The organism is Paenibacillus sp. GQ49 (assembly GCF_059759055.1).
In genome coordinates this window covers 19478-38069 of sequence record NZ_JCAXEL010000025.1, presented here as the reverse complement: position 1 = coordinate 38069, position 18592 = coordinate 19478, and the positions used below count along the sequence as shown (strand labels likewise).

Below are 18592 nucleotides of genomic sequence, written 5' to 3'. Positions count from 1 at the left end.
GCGAAGGAAATTGGGCATGTCCACAACGTGTCCACAGTAATGGATAACTGAAGCGGAAATTAAGATTTTACGTCAGATTTACAAACAAATACACAACATGTCCACATTAAATTAATGAATATCCACATGAAATGCTAAAGATATCCACAGCATGTGTGCAATATGTGCACAACTTATCCACAAATCAGGTATAACTCGTGTTTTCATGTGATAAAACAGTCGTTTTGGAGTAATTAAACAAGTTATCCACAGGAATAACGCTTTTTTGTTCCAAGTATTTGAAAACATAGAAACAGATCCATAATATATGGGGATAAAAAAGACCCGAAATCGGCATAAAGCTGATCTTGGGTCTTTTTTATGAATATAATTTTTCAATCCTATGTCAGGTTACTTACGCTCAATTCTAAAACGACTGACTTCCACCACCCTCCACAACAGGGCAAATGAGCAGAGCGGAGACAGCAACCGTAATGCAACGTCTGTTGAAGTTGGCAAAATTGATCTGAAGCCTAAACATTTGGTCAAAAATAACCGATACACCAAAGTAACATCTAATGGGACGAAAGTAGTCTGATTATAAGGAATGAGAGGATATGGGGATAACTATGGACGAGGGAATGCAATATATTAATTTTTCGGTAGGAGACCAGATCTTTGCACTACGAATTGATGAAGTTCATGAGATCATCAGAATGGTGCAGGTGACAACAGTTCCATTTGGAAGCCCTGAGATCCGAGGTTTTGCTTCGCTGTACGGTAAGGTCGTTTCGGTGGTGAGTCTTCGTGTATTGTTAGGCATGCCAGACCAGGAGGATACCTCTTCTACACGTATTATTGTGGTGCCTTACAAAGGTGGATTTGTACCGCTGATCGTAGATATGGTCGATTCTGTCGTAAGTTATGATCGTTTCGAGGAACCAGCTGAGGAACACCGTCGTTTCATGCTTGGCGTTTTTGACAAAATCGGGTTCTGTGAAGATCATCGTGCAGGTATTTTGAACCTCGATGTATTACTGGGCAGCTTGATCAGATCATAGGAGTATAACGATCCGTAATTCTTTCAATATTCAGTATTATCCTTCGGTTGACCCAAATGTTCCTCATCCGCTTTTCGGGAGAAGGGACATTTTTTTGTGCCGCTAGGGCGTTTTCAGACACGCCCTAACCATCGAAATAACCACTTTTTATGGGCAAAGGTTTTTAAATCCGGTCATTTTCGTATATGATGGAGAGTAACAATGCGAAGGGATGACGGGAGACTTTAATGATGCAATCGCTGTATGGAGTATGGCTTGGTGACGTATTTTTTTGTTTTTCCGGTGAAACATCGGAACCACGTGTGGATGCATGGAGCCACGTGGTAAGAAGGTTGAATTTTGGCGACGGGGGTCGTCTGTTTCAGCCTGCCGCTCTGCGTCTTGCGGAGCTGCGCTGGCCGAATCCGCTAAGGAACACGGCTGAAGCGAAGAACACGAAGCGGCGTCAACTGCTGGGACGCACATTGGAAGGATTGGCAGTCTCGCCTAAGGATGCCTTCAGGCTGCTGCTGCAATGGGATGACCGTTTGTTAAATGCAGCCGGAATTCAGGTTGGAGAAGAGATGCGTTACTGGATCAAGGCGGCGCAGTTCACACAGGAGCTGCTGTTGCGGGGAGCAATTGCTCCATCGGCTGAATTCGCAGCAAAGACCGGAGCACGGCGACGGACCGGGCAAGAGACATTAACAGGTGTATGGCGGCCACGCTTGCAGCAGGAGGAGGACATCGAACGCTTCCGCGATCTTGCTGAAGCGATGCCTCCGATTGGATTGGCTGCTCCTGGAGCTTATGCTTCATTGGAACCGGAAACGCGTGAAGAAGCAGGGGCTGCGGTATTATTTTCATTCATGAGTGGCATGATTCATGCTGTAGTGACAAGTGAACTGGAGGGCATGGACAGTGAACTGTCCCGTTACCGCACCCCATATCGACGCGGATCTTCGCCAGTAGCCGAACTCTGGTGGAACAGTCTGATCTCGATGTTCCGTCCTGTGACGGTGCAAGGGCCGACGGACGATATGACAGCGTTTATTCATACGCTGCAAGAAGTTGGTGGAACGTCAATGCCAATCGTGGGAGCAGAAGAGATGGCGCCTGCTGAAGGCCAATTGAAGCTGGTGCTCCGCTTGGAGCCTCCACTGGGCGAACATGAAACGATCTGGGGAATAAGCTTTTGGGCGGACAGTGAGCAGGAACCAAGCTTGAGGTTGCCTGCACGGACTATCTGGGCACATCCAGAGCGAGATCTGGACCGGGGGAAGGTGTTATATACCTCGGCGGCAGAGCAATTATTGATGGCACTCGGGCAAGCAGCAGAACTGGCACCTGAATTGGAGACGGCGCTGCTTACCGCTCGTCCGGAGGAAATTAAGCTGGAGCAGCAGGGTTTCTTTGAGTTTCTCACGCATGCGGTTCCCCGTTTGCAGAAGGCCGGGATAACCGTTCTCATGCCTTCAAGGTGGAGTCGTGCCGGGAAACGTCGTGCGGGACTGCGTCTGCAGATGTTGAATCGGGGAACAGAACGGTTGCCTGGAGCCACATCGGCACTTGGCATGGAACAATTGGTTGCTTTCAAAGCGGAGCCTATGCTGGATGGGAAACCGGTAACGGCGGAGGAACTGGCAGCACTGGCTGAATCCACAGTTCCGTATGTTATGTTCCGTGGCGAATGGATTGAAGTGGATACAAAAGAGATTCGCCAAGTCCTGCGTTACATGAAAAAAGAAGAAGAACAATATATGCCTCTCTCCGAATGGCTGCATCTGGCAGCGGATGAAGGGGAGGATTCCGCATGGAAGGGCCTTTCCGTCTTTGGTGCCGAATCTGATGGGATGCTTGCTTTCCTGCTCGATGGACAGGTGCTTCGCAGCATTGAGCCTCGTCAGGTTCCGGCAGAATTGCATGGTGAACTCAGACCTTATCAGGAACGAGGTTACCAATGGTTATCCGCTATGCGCGAGTTGGGCTTTGGCGTATGTCTTGCGGACGATATGGGACTTGGGAAGACGATTCAGGTAATTACCTGTCTGCTGGACCGCAAACACGAGGAACGCCAGGCGGCTGAAGAGGAAGCCCGTGAGAATGAGCTGTTGAATGGATCAGATGATTCTTTCCCGGCGGATCAGCACGCGAATGAGCAGCCTGTTCATCTGCCTGCACTTATTGTGTGTCCTACCTCGCTGCTTGGAAACTGGCAGCGTGAGCTGAAGCGGTTTGCCCCGGATCTGTCGCTGTACATTCATCATGGCGGACAACGGTTGCACGGGAACGAATTCCAGGCAGAAGCGCAGACGCATGACATTGTACTGACGACCTATCATCTGGCAGGCAGAGATGGCCCGGATCTGGCTTCGTTGCACTGGTCCACCATTGTGCTGGATGAGGCACAATATATTAAGAATTACCGTACCAAACAAGCGCAAAGCGTGATGCGACTGTCTACACTTCATCGTATTGCGATGACAGGAACGCCTGTGGAGAACCGACTGAGCGAACTTTGGTCGATTTTCCAGTTTCTCAATCCGGGGTATCTGGGCACAGCTTCATCGTTCCGCCAGCGGTATACAGGACTGGGGCCATCCGAAGAAAATGCAGCATCCTTGCGTGAGCTTCATCGACTGGTATCTCCATTCATGCTGCGCAGGCTGAAAAGTGATCCGGATATTCGCAAGGATCTGCCAGAGAAGCTTGAACTGAAATCCTATTGTTCCCTGACGCCGGAGCAGACGGTGTTGTACCAGCGTGTGGTGGATGATCTGATGGGTGGTCTGGACGGCAGAAATGGCATTGCCCGGAAGGGGATTGTTCTGTCCTCCCTGACCAAGCTCAAGCAGATCTGTGATCATCCGGTGCTGGCGGACAGTAATCGGAAAGACCACGGCAAGGCTGAGGCATCTGGTAAGATGGAACGTTTGCTTGAACTGTTGGACGCCATCCGTGATAACGGGGAATCGGCCCTGATCTTCACGCAGTATGTTGCTATGGGAGATCTGTTGGTATCGAGGTTGAAACAGCGATATGAGGAAGAACCTTATTTCCTGCATGGTGGTGTGTCGAAGGCGCAAAGAGATGATATGGTGGAGACTTTCCAAAAAGGAGAGGGGCCGTCCATGTTTGTTCTATCTCTTCGTGCAGGAGGTGTGGGTCTGAATCTGACACGAGCGAGTCATGTCGTTCACTATGATCGGTGGTGGAATCCTGCGGTTGAGAACCAGGCGACGGACCGTGTATTCCGAATTGGGCAGAATCGCAACGTGCAGGTGCACAAGCTGATCTGTCAGGGAACACTGGAGGAACGGATTGATGAGCTGATCGAAAGCAAGAAGGCACTGTCCGAGCAGGTCGTCGGTTCGGGTGAGAACTGGCTGACCGAGATGTCGGATGATGAGCTGCGTGGCCTGATCTCTCTTCAGGGTGAGACGTGGCTGTGACTTTGAACATTCAGAGGAATATAGATGTGGAGAAAGGGGGATTGTTGTGAGCGAAAAATGGAAGATCGAGCTGCATATGTCCCCCGGTGGATGGACAGCAGAAGTAAATACAGCAGCGGAAGCGGACCAGGAAGTTTCCGTTTCCGCTTCCGCTGCTGAGGGCAAGACCGGATCGGCCGCAGGCATGTTCACGGTCACGGGAACGCCCGCGCGACTGAGCGCAGCGCAGCGCGAGGCTGTACTGGCTCAGCTGCGCAAGCGCCCGCTGACGCTGTACGCCCTGCTGCGCGGCGGCCCGGCGTCCGAGGAGCTCACCGGGCTGCTGCCGGCTGCGCAAGCGCCCGAGGGCTCGCCAGGCGCAGCAACGGCCAGTGCGGCCGTGGCATGCACCTGCGGCCGCCCGGGCTGCGCGCATGCCGCGGCCGCTGAGCGCGCCGTAGCCGCGCGCCTCGCGGCCGAGCCGCTGCTGCAGCTGGCGCACGCCGGCCTGCCGCGCGAAGCGCTGCTCGCCGGCGTGCTGGGGGCATGGGCGGAGGAACTCGCCCATGATCCCAGCGGCCCCGGCCGCGCAGCGGAAACGGCTGGCCGCCCGCAAGTGCGGGGCGGCGAAGGCGGCGCGGCCGTCGGCGAGTGGATCGCCGAGGCTGCCGCGGACGGCGCCATGCACCAGCCGGGGCCGGGCTTTGGGGCCGTTGAGGTGCGCCTCACGCAGCCGGGCAAGCCGCCGGCGTTGCCGGAGCTGACGGCGCTGCTGCCGGGCGTGCCGGCCACCGCAGGGCTGGATTTGATCCGCGAGCGTGTAGCCGCGCGGATGTGGCAGGCTGTCCAGAAGAAGACGGACAGCCCGGCAACCAAATGATGCACCCATCAGAGCGGGGGAGATCTCAGATCACCCCTGCTTGTTTTTATTGCAGCATGTTGCTCTAAAAGTCCAAAAAACGATCATACAGGCTGTACAGCCCGTATATGTTCATTCGGATCTCTTTTAAAGGACGTCTTTACTGGTGGAGCTTCGCTCCCAATTAAGGTATACTGTCGCAGGGAACACTGCACGTAGACAACTATATAATTGAACTAAACATTTACACAAAACGGAGAGGACAGAAATAACCTGAAGAAGCGGAGCGTTCGCCTTTATCCACGGATTTTCCCTTTATAAAAAGGAATCAAAGAAATTTGGGGATAACAGCGATCAGAAGGTTGTTCTGTCATCGGAGTGACTAGTGTAAATATTCTTTAGTCATTTATTAGACAGCATTTATATTATTGCGATAGGAGTTTTTACATGAAATCAACTACAGGAAGACAGCGCCGCATGGTGGTTATGCTGTCCTCATTGATGATATGCGGAGCATTGCTTACCGCGTGCCAGAACGGCACAGAGGAGAGCCAGAATCCGAATGGAACAGGTAACACACAACAGGAGACGGACGGCACAACGGTTCATTTTACGGAGGATAAAGGAACGGATGGCGACAATGCTGGGGGGGATGACACATCGTCTTCTGGCAACAGCGGTGAAGGCACGGATAGCGAGTCTGGGAATGCTTCAGCGGGCGAAGGGCAGGGCTCTTCGGACAATGGGAATGGCGCGACAGCGGAAGATCCGTTGCTGGAGAAACGCAGTATCAGCGCACTGCAAACAACGATTGATGCACAATCCGTGGTAACCAATGCGGAGTCTATGACCGTCATTGTGAACAAACAACGGAGTCTGCCTGACGGTTACGAGCCGGACGATCTGGTAGAGCCGAATGTACCGTTCTCCTTCGACGAACCACACGAGAAGCGGCATATGCGCAAGGAAGCAGCGGAGGCACTGGAGAAGTTGTTTGCAGGTGCAAAAGCGGATGGCATTGAGCTTCGTGCGGTGTCCGGTTATCGTTCATATCAGCGCCAGGTATCCATCTATAACAACAATGTCAAAACCAAAGGCCAAGAATACACGGATCGCGTGAGCTCTGTGCCAGGCCGAAGCGAACATCAGACGGGTCTTGCCATCGATGTATCGAGTCCGAGTGTGGGCAATGTGCTGGAAGAGGTATTTGGCACATCGAAGGAAGGCCAGTGGTTGGCTGAACATGCTGCAGAATACGGATATGTCATCCGTTATCTGCAAGGTGAAGAAGATACCACAGGTTACGTCTATGAGCCTTGGCATATCCGGTACATCGGTACAGATTTGGCACCGGATGTGGCGAAGAGTGGGTTAACTCTGGAAGAATACTTCGATGAGGCTAATATCAAGTTGTAAATTGGATGTTTCATCCTTAAAGAAAAGATACTAATTCTCATAAATCCCCGAATGAACCGTCCTTGATCTAACCAATGGGCAGTCATTCAGGGGATTTTTTTCTGTGCAAAAATGTTAATGAAGTTAAGATAGAATTAAACTTGATTCCATTGTCCGAGATGATGGGAGACTGATATAATTCATGTTTAATCAGATGAGATAAATACAACCAAAGCGAGGGACGAGAGAATGAGCAGACAGCAGGTTTTTACCGGCTCCCCATGGGAACCGTTGGTGGGATATTGCCGTGCCATCCGTGTAGGTAACCGAATTGAAGTGGCGGGTACAACCGCGATGCAAGATGGTGTAGTTGTTGGAGCAGGTGATCCGTATGAACAGACAAGGTTCGTTTTGCAGACGATCGAGAATGCACTGAAAGAACTGGGGGCTGACATGTCACATGTGGTGAGAACAAGGATGTTTGTGACCGATATCTCCAGATGGGAGGAAGTTGGCAAGGCGCACGGTGAATTTTTTGGACAGATCCAGCCTGTAGCCACCATGGTTGAAGTTAGCGCACTCATTGATCCCTTGTTGATGGTTGAGATTGAAGTGGAAGCGATTGTTGAAGATGACTTCCAAGCTGGTTGAACTGGCGAATGGTCTGAGGATTTTCTAAGGAACACAGGACGTCTTATTTGGCCCTCAGGTCCTCTTCTTAAAATGTAAAGAACACCAGACACGTTATTTCTCGAATTCATCTGATAAAAACACTGTAAACAGCTGTTTATTCTAAGATAGCGTGTCTCAGATTCCTTAGATTTTTGCGGGTGCTTCAAATCCTTGAATAAGACGCCCCAGATTCATTAGCGCTAAATCCAATTGCTCTCACATTCAGTATGCAACCTATTTCGTATGCAGCGCACATCGCACGTGTCTGCTCTGGACAAGTTTCAGGTACGCTTCGGTTTGAAGCAGTTTGTACACACGCTCTAAAAAACTAAAAACTAAAAACTAAAAACCAACAAACTAAAAAAAATAACCTTACCCGTGCTTGTCAGAAGACAAGCGGATAAGGTTATTTTGAATTGACTTCGCCGCCTGGCCGCACGGCTGAGCTCCTTGATGCGCCAAACTCATGACACTGCGCGCCAAGAGCTACATGCGGATGGCTGGTCATTATGATGCTCCACACTCATGACCCCGCGTTAAGCGATGCACACGGTCGTCTGCAACAACATATAACATGTGTTTCAGCCAGACGTTTTTCCAACCGTATTATTTCGCTTCCAGCTCTGCTGCAGGTGCTTCAACAACCACTTTCCAAGCTGTTCCGATTGGAGGCAGGCTACGTGTCAACATAGGGCTGTAGAACCCAATGACTTTAGCGCCTTTGTTCAGTTCTTCAGCTTTCACCGTTTCACCTTCGTGGTTCACGATCAGCGTGTCTTTAGCAATGTTCAGCACGACATGGTCAGGAGCTGTTTCTGTTAACCGTGTACCTGTGATCTCAATCTGTGAGATGCTGCCTTCAGCTGTTGTTACATTTTCAATCGTACCCGCTGTCCCCAGAACGTCTTTCAATTGTGATTCCGCAGCGTCATCCAGTACAGTGACTTTGTAAGTCGGCGTTTGTGGTGGCAGACTGCGGGTGGTGATCAGGGAATGTTCAGCTTCCACGTTCATGCCAATGGCCAGATCAGTCAGTGCAATTTCTTTCCCTTCAACTGAGATGAATTTCGTCTCATCGCTCAGATTGAGCACAATACCATCCGTACCTGCACCGCCAATCTGGATGGACTTATATTTATCTTGGTTCGAGATTCTGGTAATTACACCACGTTCAGTAACCGTCTTCACGTCCTCTTCACTGGAGATCGTCACCTGATTTCCTGTTGTGTTCACTTGTCCATGCAGTACCTTTTCGGCAAAAGAAGCAGGTACATACAAAGTGCCGCCTGTGATTTCAGGCGCTGTGCCCAGCGTGAGCAGCATTTTATTCACGGAATATTGATCCTTGCCTGTGATTACCTGTGTCCAGAGAGCACCACGAGTCAGCTCTGCAGTTTTAGTTTCTTTATTCCATTCCAGTTCAATACCCAGTGCGTCAGTAAGATCACGCAGCGGGATCATGGCTACTTTGCCATCTTTGTTCCAATAACCATCAGAAATGGTTGCACCATTCACGGATACGTTTACTACACTCACTGCGTTACTATCTGCTGAAACGGATGTTTGATGGACTGGTTGTGTGTTGTCCAGTGTTGCTGCATAAGCGGCTCCACCACCCAATGCCATGGATAGGGCCATCAGTGCACTTACTTTTTTCATGTTGTTGTTCATCAATATTCATCCCTTCTAATCTGTGTACTGACGCGGTAAAATCTTCCTTAGGGCCGCGCTTCAAGTTAATAGACGGGACAAATCGTCTAAGTGTTGCAGTTGAAATGCAATGAATGTAAGCGGTAGATTATTTTAAATTAGAAATATCGCTTGTATTGCAGGTTATCCGCAGCAGGATCAGGTTAATTTCAGGTAAGTGGCCAAACCTTTGTCCTATTTCACATTCAAGTACGAGGAGGAACGGATTAGATGAGTGATATGTTGGTAGCGCTCTATCGTTTACCGGAGCAAGAGAGTGGACTGAGAGCGTTGGAGGAATCCTCCATTGTGATTCGAAGAGCCATTGCCCCAGAGAAACAGCTTGTACTGGATTGGGTGAGGTCACATTTTAGTCAGGCTTGGGTGGATGAATGTGAGGTCGCTTTTGCGCGTCAGCCGGTGTCCTGTTATATTGCGGTTGAGCATGGGAAAATGATTGGATTTGCCTGTTACGAAGCGACATGTCGCAACTTCTTCGGACCGACAGGTGTGAGCCAGGATGCAAGGGGCAAAGGTGTAGGCACAGCCTTGTTACTGGCCTGTATGCATGCGATGAAGGCGGACGGTTACGGGTATGCGATTATCGGATCAGCGGGACCTGTGGATTTCTATGCCCGGACGCTGGGTGCCGTGAAGATTGAAAATTCAACGCCGGGTATTTACGAAGGCATGCTGCGGGCAGACTAGACGATAATGATGTTGTGGAAGTTGTGCAAAAGGAAGGGAGGACGATGATGAGCACAAAACAAATGTTGCACATCGGAATGATTGGTACAGGATCAATCTCGGATCTTCATATGAGGTGTTATGCCAAAAACGAGGATGCCGTCATCTATGCCATCTGTGATCTGAACGAAGAACGGGCTAAAGCTGCGGCACAGAAGTATGATGCTCAATCCGTGTACACCGATTATCGGGAGATGCTGGAGGACCCGCATGTGGATGCTGTCAGTATCTGTACCTGGAATAATACACATGCGGAATTTGCCATTGCTGCATTGGAGGCAGGCAAGCATGTGTTGCTGGAGAAACCGGTCGCAACCAATGTGGAAGATGCACTGCGGATTGAAGAAGCGGTGAAGAAGAGCGGACGTACCTTTATTGTTGGATTTGTGCGGCGTTATGATAACAATATGCAGATGATGCGCAGATTCATTGATGCCGGGGAGTTTGGTGAACTGTATTATGCCAAAGCCTCCATTCTGCGGCGTCACGGCAATCCAGGCGGTTGGTTTGCGGACAAAAGCCGTTCCGGCGGTGGCCCCCTGATTGATCTCGGCGTACATATTATCGACCAATGTTGGTACCTCATGGGCAGGCCGAAACCTGTTTCGGTCAGTGGTAATACGTATCGGAAGTTGGGCAATCGTGCCCATATCGAACATCTTTCTTTTTACAAAGCAGCCGACTACAGCGCAGCTGTGAATGACGTGGAAGATATGGCGAATGCGCTCATTCGGTTTGAAAACGGGGCTTCGCTGGCGGTGGATGTGAGCTTTACCCTGCATGCACGCGGAGATGAATCTTCTGTGAAATTATACGGCGAGCGTGGTGGGTTCGAACTGGAGCCGGAGACACTGATCGTCACGGAGAAAAATAGTACCATCCTGAATATTGAACCCCAGACGGATAACACGGGTCTCCATATTCATAGTGCATTCCAGAACCAGATTGACCACTTTGTGGATTGCTGCCTGAACGGTACAGAGCCGATCAGTCCAATTGCGGATGGGGTGGCTTCCACACGCATGCTGTGCGGGATCTACGAATCCGCCGAGAAAGGGCAGGAGATTCGTCTGGATTGAGTTCATTTTACATGGCAGTTGTCCTTCATTATATTAAAAAGCATGCGTCTTCCGCGTGATCTGCGGTTACGCATGCTTTTTGGCATCAGGTCATTTATTCAGTGGTGAATTCTCGTACCCAGGGTCATCGTAATCCGTATCTTGCAGCCTTGGAAGCACGTTCATGCTCTCAATTGCCTGCCGGGTATCCGGCGTGCCATGGTCATACAGAAAGGTATACAGCAAGGTCATGCCATCCGAAAATTGCTCCGTTGCCTCATCGTGGTCTGCCGACTTGTAGGGTACCGGGGCCCGTTGCAAGGTATAGGCATCGTCATCCTCCAGCACCTTCATCAGATCTTTCAATCGGCCCAACTGTTCGTCATCCACCAACACCTCAAAAGGTGTAGATTCGTTCTTTGTTTGCTCAATAAGATTATGTGTTACCGATACATACAGATGTTGTTTGCCGTCCTGCATAATCCAACCCCCATTCTGAAATGGAAAAAAGACGCTTCTACTGTTAATAAACAGCAAAAAGCGCCCTGAAACGAGCTACTGTGCTCGTGTGTTATTTACTCATCCACATGTTCAGTCACATATGACCAGCCATTACCTCTTCCTTTGAGTTATTTCCCAAATCTCCCCGTTACGGGAACCTGGCGGGTACCGGCCTCCATCGATCCTGAACACAGGGGACAGGCGGGAGGGCCTGAGGATGCCTTCTTGGTTGCTTTTGAAGGCACAGCCGGCTTCTGTCTTAGCCAAGCTTTACAGGTGGATGAACTACACTTCCAGACCGCAACGGTCTCCGTACGCTCAGCATTACCTGAACCTGAAGTGTGCGAATGTGAACTGGAGGAACTTGCAGCTGTTGGACTCAGACCTGTGGTGCTGAATGCCTTATGGTTGCGAATCTCCCCACTACCACGCCGTTCACCGAGGCGATCCTCATCACGTTCGTTGTGGACCTCGTAGTCACGACGGTCACTGTGGCTGATGGCACGACGCTGTGCCGCATCCCGACCTTCTGAACGGGCACCTGAGCCGGACGAGCGGGCATACTGTCCGTTGCCTTTACCATATGAAGCCTGACTGCTCGTCCGGCTCTCCTCACGAGGTTTGCGTTTGTCCGGTACTTCCATGCCGAAGGCTTCAAGCAGGAAACGGGAGACATCCGCTGGTTTTCCGTGATGGCTCGCCGGTGAGGTGACATACAAGTACTGCTTGGCCCGTGTGATGGCAACGTAGGCGAGCCTGCGTTCTTCCTCCAGCGCCATGTCCAGTTCGGCATCTGTCTGCTGCATAGCAAGCGCAGCTTTCTGATCCTCAGGAATATCCTGACGCAGGGCTGTACTGTGAGGCACAATGCCTTCACTGGCTCCAATCCAGTACACACAAGGGAACTCCAATCCTTTGGCCCGGTGGATCGTCATCAGCTGTACCGCGTCACTATCCTGCGCACGACGCAAAGATTCCATCTCACGGTGTCTGCGGGACAGCTCATCCGCGAATTGGATGAACTCTTCTACCGTTTCGAATTTTTTGACAGCAGCTTCGAATTCATCCAGAGTTTCCAGCATCGTTTCCTTATAGTGGGTGAAGATGCTGGGATCACCACTTTCCATATACTTGTCGTAGAACTGCCTGCGCATCTCCTGAATGGCGATGATGGGTTTTAGTTTGTGCAGTGATTTGATCAGCTTGATGCGTTCCTTGACCTGTTCCTGCTGGAACGGTTTCAGCTTGTCCCATTTCACCAGATGGATGAGTGGGTATTTCTTCGCCTGTTGTTGTTCACAGCGCTGAATCCACTCCAGCCCTGCATCCCGTGAAACGTAGAGTGGTCCCAGCGCACTTGGGAGAGCATCCATGGCACGTGGATCAAGAGACAGACGCAAATGATCCATCAGGGGTCTGATGAGAGACTGGTCATAAAAGACCGGAGAAGCACCATGCTGTACAAAAGGCACATCTTTCAACACAAGCTGCTCAAATACAGCCCGGCTGCTGCTGGCTGTCCTGTGAAGAATTGCAATGTCACGATAGGTGTGTTGCCCTTCTTCAACCTGTTGACACAGCTGGTTTACGACCCACGCCGCTTCTTCCTCCGCATTGGAGGGTGTAGCGAAACGGGGCGCATCGCCGCGGTTTCCGGCGGCACGCAGCCGTTTGTCACGTCTGCGTTTATTGCGGGCGACCAGTTCACTTCCGAGTCCCAGAATGCGTGCATCACTGCGATAATTGATATCCAGCGTCACAATGCGTGCACCGGGGTATACTTTATCGAATTCCAAAATCGATTCCTGGCGTGCGCCATTAAAGGTATAGATCGTCTGGTCGTCGTCTCCCACAACCATCAGGTTGCGGTGGGCGGAAGCCAGTTTTTGCACAATTTCATACTGCAGATGATTGGTATCCTGGAACTCATCCACCATAATGTACTGGAAACGCTTCTGAAGCGGCCCCAGAACAGCAGGATCACGAAGCAGCGCGGCTGCCCGTAGTAAAATATCATCAAAATCCATTTTGCCGCGATCCTGCTTCCAGGCTTCGTAACCAAGCAGAACACGTTTGGCATCGCGTTCTTCCTGCGATTTTTCAGGCAGATCAGTTGTTTCCGATCCTTGCATCTTCCATGCGGACAGCATGGCCAGCAGACTTTCAGGCTGGAAGGCTTCACTCATGCCATTTTGGCGAAGAAGCATCTTCAGCACCGTATGCTGGGCTCGCGACTCGCCAAAGATCTCTTCCTGCACACCGTAATGACGCAATAATGTCAGCGCAAAAGAGTGGAAGGTTCGAGCCTGTACGGCTCTCGCAGCTGCTGGGCGTATACCTGGCAATGCGGCAATCCGGTCTTTCATCTCCGTGGCGGCTTTGTTCGTGAACGTCACCAGCAGGATACTGCCTGCATGTACGCCGCTGACCTCTATGAGGTAACCGGCTCTTGCAGCCAGCACAGTTGTTTTGCCACAACCGGCTCCGGCGAGCGTCAGAATCGGTCCTCTGCCGTGACGGACTGCCGAGATTTGTGGTGCGTTTAACTTGATGCCGGCCTCTTCCAGAGAACGAAAATAAAAGGCATCCTGTTGATCATTGCCCACGAGTTGCCGACTGGTCTCCAGCGGAGCAGACGGGGACTGGGGCAGGGACGCCGCCGGGGTAACCCCGAGCGGACGGGGGTAGAACGTTGAGTTCGGACTTAACATGTTTCATCCACCTCTGTATGCATTCAGGGATAGGACTATCCCGGCTAAAAGTAAACCATTTGCCCTTTTCACAATCGCATTGTAAATTGGTATGATAGAGTTAGTCGCCTAATTAGGCGGTTAAGTATGGTCAAAGCTTCATTATACCCGAACATATGGTCTTGACGAAAGCCCCCGATTTCATCCAGTATCGGTATAAAACGGGCACCTGCACAAGATTACGCAACTTTTTGGCATGATATCGTATAAGTTATATGCCTGAGCATTTTGCATGAAAGATGTAATATGCTAATTTACTACTAAATAGAAATGATAATATTGGTTTTGACGGGACAGAGGAGGAATGGTCATGAAACTGCTTCAGCGCATCAAAGACGGAGCGAACAAAGCAACAGAGCGTGCCCAACACGCCGTTGAGATTGGGAAACTGAACAACCAGATTGTGGGCTTGCAACAGGAACAGGAAGTCCATTTTACAGATATGGGTCGCATCTTCTATGAGGGTTATCGGACACAGGATATGACACGTGCGGAAAAAGAAATGGTGGATCTTTCGCAGCTCTGCGACGAATTGCAGGACGAGATTGATGGTCTGCGCAACAAGATTGCACAGCTTAAGAACGAACGGTTGTGCGAGTGTGGACACGTCGCTTCCCTGGATGCCAACTTCTGCCCTAAATGCGGACGCAAGTTGGGTGAACTCAAGACAGCAGCGCCTAAAGTAGCAGCAGCAGGAGTCGCAGGAGCCACCACAGCCGCAAGACAGGAGGCAGCTGTAGCTCAGACCCAGACTCCAGAGCCGGACTTCTACGATGCGCCACCTGAGTTGGAACTGGAGGAAGACGAGCCGTATCATACGGTCATTCCGTCCATAGCGGATCTGGAAACGGAATCGGAATATAACAGTACGGAATTTACCCAGGAAGAAAAGGAAGCGTTTGATGCGGAGTGGGAACGTCGCAGAGACGAAGAGATGCAACGGGAACGTGAGCGTCAACAGGAACTGGACGAACGCATTCGCTACTGGAAAGAAAACAACCCGATCGTGAACACGGTGGACGTGCAGACCGAAGTATCACGTGAAATGGTGAATTGTCAGATTTGTGCAGCCGAGCTATCCAAAGGGTCGAAGTGGTGCCCGCGCTGTGGTGCCGAACAGATCTGATCTGATGCAGTAGAAGCACTGCCGCATCAGTGTGAGGCAGTGCGGGTTGCTGACAGCATGGGGGGACGGGAATATGGACCAACTGCTGCATCATTTGCGTCATCTCGGGTTTACCGAGATGGAATCTAAAATTATGGTGGAACTCGCCCGTCAGGGATCAGCCTCAGGATATGAGGTTGCGAAGCGGCTGGGCGTGTCCCGTTCCAATGTATATGCGACCCTGCAACGGCTGGAACAGCGGGGGTTCTTGCGGTGTAGTCCGGGGGAACCAGCGAAGTATAGTGTGCTGAAGCCAGAGGAGATGACACGTATGATCTCCGATCAAATGCGTACCTCGCTGGATTATGTCCAGAGCAGCATGCCCAAGAGTGAACCGGAGAAGCCTGTCTTCTATAACGTCGAAGGTGACAAGAATGTGTTTGAGAATCTGAGCCGTGAATTGGCCGAGGCTCAGCATGAGATTGTCGTAGACGTTTGGCGTGAAGAGGCAGAGTTGCTGCGTAATGACTTACAGCAGGCTGAAGCTCGGGGTGTGCGGCTGTTATGGTCGTGTGATGGTGGCGAAGGCATGCTTGATCAGCCTGTCCCTTGGCCGGGTTTGCCTATGTATGGTACAGGTAATGGTCGGAAATTTTCCCTGGTGGTCGATCGCCGCTGGTGCATGCTGGGCATGCGCGGTGAATCCTGTGCCACACAAGCAGTGGTGACGGAGCATCCGGTGATGACTGGACTGCTGCTGAATCATTTTGCTCAAGAGCTGGTGTTGTACGAACTGGAACAGGATATGGGGGAGGAACTGGAGTCCCGCTATGGGCACCGGTACGAAGAACTCTCTGCGCGTTATTGGTCTTCTCCTTCAGGAGAAGGTGACCAGAGCTAGACAGATCGGCGACTAATCACCTCTGATGGAGTGAACATGCCAGCACATAGGTACCTATCTTGACGAAACGAATACGTGTGTACATAAAGCAGGCGCTGCCCGAAGGCAGACGCCTGTTTGTGCTGGTTTGAGATATGACAGTGATGTTCGTCACAGCATCTGTTTCCAGTCAAGTCGATAGTAAAGGTATGAAGTTATGCTATTTTTGAGAAAATGAAGCTATGAACATTCGATTGAACTGGATCGGGTTGAACAGGATCCTACATGATCACTCTTTGGGCACGTGATATAGAGCTTCGAGCACATCCGTATAATAAGCTGTACCATGGGGTACAAATTCCGTTGCCCGAATCTCGCGAACGATACGTTCCGGCTCATTAGCTGCATGATCGCTGCTTGACGGGTCCTTATGACCGATGGAATGTGGCGGTGATGTCAACGGCTGAGTCTGAACTCCGGTAGCTTGAATGACGTCGATCTCATTACGAAACAAAGCGAGTAGATCATTCAGCGGCACTTCATACAGGCTATCCACCTCGCTAGGCTGCAGAACGTAGGCTTCGAGCGGCTGGTTCAGACATAATCCATATACGGCGCTGAATTCCCGATCTATGAATGGGACACCACGCACCTCTCCTTGGAGCTGCTGTGTAGCCGTGAGTAGATAGATTAGTGCCTCGAATGGAGTATTCACACCCAGTTCTTCCTCCAGCTCACGACTGGCGTCTTGCAGTTGTTCACCTGCGGTAAGATGGCCTGCTGCTGTAATGTCGTAACATCCGGGAAAGGTATCCTTAATATCACGCCGCCGCTGAAAAAGAACCCGTCGCTGCTCGCCTTCGTCACGCACGATCCAGCAGTGGAATGAACGGTGCCAATATCCTTTGGCATGGACCTCGCTGCGTAGTGAAGTGCCGATCCAATTTTGCTGATCGTCATAAATGTCGAAACGTTCTGGGGTCATGAAACGTATCTCCTTATATAGCAGATTTTAAAGTTCAAAATTTCACAAAGTATGTTTTAAACGAAAGGGGAACCATCGTATGGAATGCATTGTACACTTTCAGGTGATTTATCCGCAACCTCAGGAACGTAAAAGTCTTAGAGGACTTATATTTGTAGGGCAAGGTCAGGAACCGGCTAACAGTCAGTTAAGCAGCATGTTTAAGGATATGGGATTTAATGTACGTTTGGAAGATGAGGCCCAGTTGTTGTTCAAGCCAGTGGATGCTTCGGCAAACTTTGAATATATTCGTGTGACAGAGCTTGATACTGGAGAAGAAGTTTACAAAGAAGATAAAGATCTGAAGTCGATCCTGGAGCATTTGCTGCCACGCCGCTTCTAATTCATGAGCATGGCCGCGAATGAAATTCATGGGGGAGCATATGTAATACATGTATGTTAGGCACAAAAAAAGGCCCCACCTTTACGGTGGAACCTTCAAACCTTTAAGCTACGCAACCATTGTTAATGAAGCCCATATGGCTAGCTTTTCATACATAAACCCTAGCAAGTAAGAGGTTGTCCCCCGCATCAGGATTTAGATCCGTAATTCAACTCGGTGCGTCTTTAAATGTTTATTGTGATTATGCTAGAGCGCCTGTGCCTTCTGCTTCCAGTTCTGAAGTACAGTGCGAGCAGCGGGTAGCTGCGGCTGGAATTTCCGATAGGCAATACTTGCAAGCCTTGGTCGTTTTTTGCGGCTCGGGCTTTTTGTGTTCTTTGCTTTTCAGATAGTTGATGCCCTTCACAAGCATGAAGATACAGAACGCAACGATAAGAAAATCAATCATGACGTTGATGAACTGACCATAAGCAATCACGGTAGCCCCAGCTTCGTTGGCTTGAGCGAGGGTGGTGATGTCCTGTCCGTTTGCTGTTTTGATATCCCGGTCCAGGTTGATGATTTTCTGACTGAAGTCGATTCCACCCATCAGTTTTCCAACCGGGGGCATGATGATATCATTCACAAGGGATGTGACGATTTTACCAAAAGCAGCCCCAATAATGACACCGACCGCCAGATCGATGACGTTGCCGCGGACGGCAAATTCTTTGAATTCGTTAAGTACGCCTTTCATGTTTGCATATCTCCTTTGATCATTCAATTCAAAATATAGGCCGCGTTTCCATCTATTCTCCGTTCAGATCCGCGCTTCCGTTCTCATATTGTACATAAAAAACACGCTGCAATCACCCCCTGTTTGCAAATTAAGACAAGTTTCCGCAATTTCCATGAAAATACTTCTTTATTTCACGCCGCCGATTCGGTATACTTCTAACATTGTCAGTTATGTTTAACCATTTATATTCAGGTTCGCGATCATACATTGTAACGAATCATGGAGCCAAAAATTAAATATGCCGTTACTCGTATATGTGCAGGAATAGGCCTGCATGTCTCTACCCGATCACCGGAATGATCGGACTACGGGAAAGATATTGCAATGTTTGTATGGTTGGC

The 18592-nt window shown here is 50.3% G+C and carries 15 protein-coding genes and 1 riboswitch; of the genes, 10 read left to right on the top strand and 5 right to left on the bottom strand.

The genetic code is table 11. From position 1 onward, the window contains the following. The first annotated feature begins 596 nt into the window (after positions 1-596). The 5 genes from AC6CIF_RS28230 (at position 597) to AC6CIF_RS28210 (ending at position 7355) form a co-directional block, all read left to right on the top strand. Positions 597-1040 (top strand): chemotaxis protein CheW, encoded by a 444-nt coding sequence (locus tag AC6CIF_RS28230; protein ID WP_081595056.1) that lies wholly within the window; start codon positions 597-599, stop codon positions 1038-1040. Positions 1041-1267: 227 nt separating this feature from the next. Beyond that, positions 1268-4471, top strand: a complete 3204-nt coding sequence (locus AC6CIF_RS28225; protein WP_498202389.1) for a DEAD/DEAH box helicase — start codon at positions 1268-1270, stop codon at positions 4469-4471. Between the two features lie 46 nt (positions 4472-4517). Then, the gene (locus AC6CIF_RS28220; protein ID WP_498202388.1) at positions 4518-5330 is read left to right on the top strand and encodes a hypothetical protein; all 813 of its coding nucleotides are present in this window, start codon (positions 4518-4520) and stop codon (positions 5328-5330) included. A 426-nt stretch (positions 5331-5756) separates the two neighbouring features. Continuing rightward, positions 5757-6725, top strand: a complete 969-nt coding sequence (locus AC6CIF_RS28215; protein ID WP_498202387.1) for a M15 family metallopeptidase — start codon at positions 5757-5759, stop codon at positions 6723-6725. 228 nt (positions 6726-6953) lie between these two features. Continuing rightward, positions 6954-7355, top strand: coding sequence for a RidA family protein (locus AC6CIF_RS28210; protein ID WP_498202386.1), 402 nt, complete (start codon positions 6954-6956; stop codon positions 7353-7355). Positions 7356-7982: 627 nt separating this feature from the next. On the opposite strand, the gene AC6CIF_RS28205 is transcribed toward AC6CIF_RS28210, so the two are convergent. Continuing rightward, a complete protein-coding gene (locus tag AC6CIF_RS28205; RefSeq protein WP_498202385.1) occupies positions 7983-9047 on the bottom strand; it encodes a copper amine oxidase N-terminal domain-containing protein in 1065 nt (354 codons plus the stop codon). A gap of 249 nt (positions 9048-9296) precedes the next feature. Here AC6CIF_RS28205 and AC6CIF_RS28200 point away from each other — a divergent pair, with 249 nt between their 5' ends. Both AC6CIF_RS28200 and AC6CIF_RS28195 read left to right on the top strand, forming a co-directional pair. Further along, on the top strand, positions 9297-9773 hold the full coding sequence (locus AC6CIF_RS28200) for a GNAT family N-acetyltransferase (RefSeq protein ID WP_017690853.1): 477 nt from the start codon (positions 9297-9299) through the stop codon (positions 9771-9773). 47 nt (positions 9774-9820) lie between these two features. Next, complete coding sequence (locus AC6CIF_RS28195) at positions 9821-10891, top strand: Gfo/Idh/MocA family protein (protein ID WP_498202434.1); 1071 nt, start codon at positions 9821-9823, stop codon at positions 10889-10891. 90 nt (positions 10892-10981) lie between these two features. Here the strand turns inward: AC6CIF_RS28195 and AC6CIF_RS28190 are convergent, their stop codons facing one another. Then, on the bottom strand, positions 10982-11350 hold the full coding sequence (locus tag AC6CIF_RS28190) for a hypothetical protein (protein ID WP_124117824.1): 369 nt from the start codon (positions 11348-11350) through the stop codon (positions 10982-10984). Between the two features lie 149 nt (positions 11351-11499). Next, the gene (locus AC6CIF_RS28185; RefSeq protein WP_237177723.1) at positions 11500-14082 is read right to left on the bottom strand and encodes a UvrD-helicase domain-containing protein; all 2583 of its coding nucleotides are present in this window, start codon (positions 14080-14082) and stop codon (positions 11500-11502) included. 349 nt (positions 14083-14431) lie between these two features. On the opposite strand from AC6CIF_RS28185, the gene AC6CIF_RS28180 reads away from it, so the two are divergent. Next, positions 14432-15247, top strand: coding sequence for a zinc ribbon domain-containing protein (locus tag AC6CIF_RS28180; RefSeq protein ID WP_498202384.1), 816 nt, complete (start codon positions 14432-14434; stop codon positions 15245-15247). A 73-nt stretch (positions 15248-15320) separates the two neighbouring features. Next, on the top strand, positions 15321-16127 hold the full coding sequence (locus AC6CIF_RS28175) for a TrmB family transcriptional regulator (protein WP_101315035.1): 807 nt from the start codon (positions 15321-15323) through the stop codon (positions 16125-16127). Positions 16128-16395: 268 nt separating this feature from the next. Here the strand turns inward: AC6CIF_RS28175 and AC6CIF_RS28170 are convergent, their stop codons facing one another. Beyond that, entirely contained in the window at positions 16396-17091 is a 696-nt protein-coding gene (locus tag AC6CIF_RS28170; protein ID WP_498202383.1) for an NUDIX hydrolase, read from the bottom strand. Positions 17092-17170: 79 nt separating this feature from the next. On the opposite strand from AC6CIF_RS28170, the gene AC6CIF_RS28165 reads away from it, so the two are divergent. After that, positions 17171-17473, top strand: a complete 303-nt coding sequence (locus AC6CIF_RS28165; protein ID WP_017690846.1) for a hypothetical protein — start codon at positions 17171-17173, stop codon at positions 17471-17473. Between the two features lie 241 nt (positions 17474-17714). On the opposite strand, the gene mscL is transcribed toward AC6CIF_RS28165, so the two are convergent. Then, entirely contained in the window at positions 17715-18209 is a 495-nt protein-coding gene (gene mscL, locus AC6CIF_RS28160) for a large conductance mechanosensitive channel protein MscL (protein ID WP_036613199.1), read from the bottom strand. Positions 18210-18479: 270 nt separating this feature from the next. After that, positions 18480-18579, top strand: a riboswitch (purine riboswitch). Positions 18580-18592 lie beyond the last annotated feature (13 nt).

Coding starts and splice junctions, on each gene's coding strand:
- AC6CIF_RS28180 (WP_498202384.1), top strand. CDS start 14,432: ATGAAACTGCTTCAGCGCATCAAAGACGGAGCGAACAAAGCAACAGAG.
- AC6CIF_RS28195 (WP_498202434.1), top strand. CDS start 9,821: ATGAGCACAAAACAAATGTTGCACATCGGAATGATTGGTACAGGATCA.
- AC6CIF_RS28230 (WP_081595056.1), top strand. CDS start 597: ATGGGGATAACTATGGACGAGGGAATGCAATATATTAATTTTTCGGTA.
- AC6CIF_RS28205 (WP_498202385.1), bottom strand. CDS start 9,047: ATGAACAACAACATGAAAAAAGTAAGTGCACTGATGGCCCTATCCATG.
- AC6CIF_RS28210 (WP_498202386.1), top strand. CDS start 6,954: ATGAGCAGACAGCAGGTTTTTACCGGCTCCCCATGGGAACCGTTGGTG.
- AC6CIF_RS28185 (WP_237177723.1), bottom strand. CDS start 14,082: ATGTTAAGTCCGAACTCAACGTTCTACCCCCGTCCGCTCGGGGTTACC.
- AC6CIF_RS28175 (WP_101315035.1), top strand. CDS start 15,321: ATGGACCAACTGCTGCATCATTTGCGTCATCTCGGGTTTACCGAGATG.
- AC6CIF_RS28225 (WP_498202389.1), top strand. CDS start 1,268: ATGATGCAATCGCTGTATGGAGTATGGCTTGGTGACGTATTTTTTTGT.
- mscL (WP_036613199.1), bottom strand. CDS start 18,209: ATGAAAGGCGTACTTAACGAATTCAAAGAATTTGCCGTCCGCGGCAAC.
- AC6CIF_RS28190 (WP_124117824.1), bottom strand. CDS start 11,350: ATGCAGGACGGCAAACAACATCTGTATGTATCGGTAACACATAATCTT.
- AC6CIF_RS28215 (WP_498202387.1), top strand. CDS start 5,757: ATGAAATCAACTACAGGAAGACAGCGCCGCATGGTGGTTATGCTGTCC.
- AC6CIF_RS28165 (WP_017690846.1), top strand. CDS start 17,171: ATGGAATGCATTGTACACTTTCAGGTGATTTATCCGCAACCTCAGGAA.
- AC6CIF_RS28170 (WP_498202383.1), bottom strand. CDS start 17,091: ATGACCCCAGAACGTTTCGACATTTATGACGATCAGCAAAATTGGATC.
- AC6CIF_RS28200 (WP_017690853.1), top strand. CDS start 9,297: ATGAGTGATATGTTGGTAGCGCTCTATCGTTTACCGGAGCAAGAGAGT.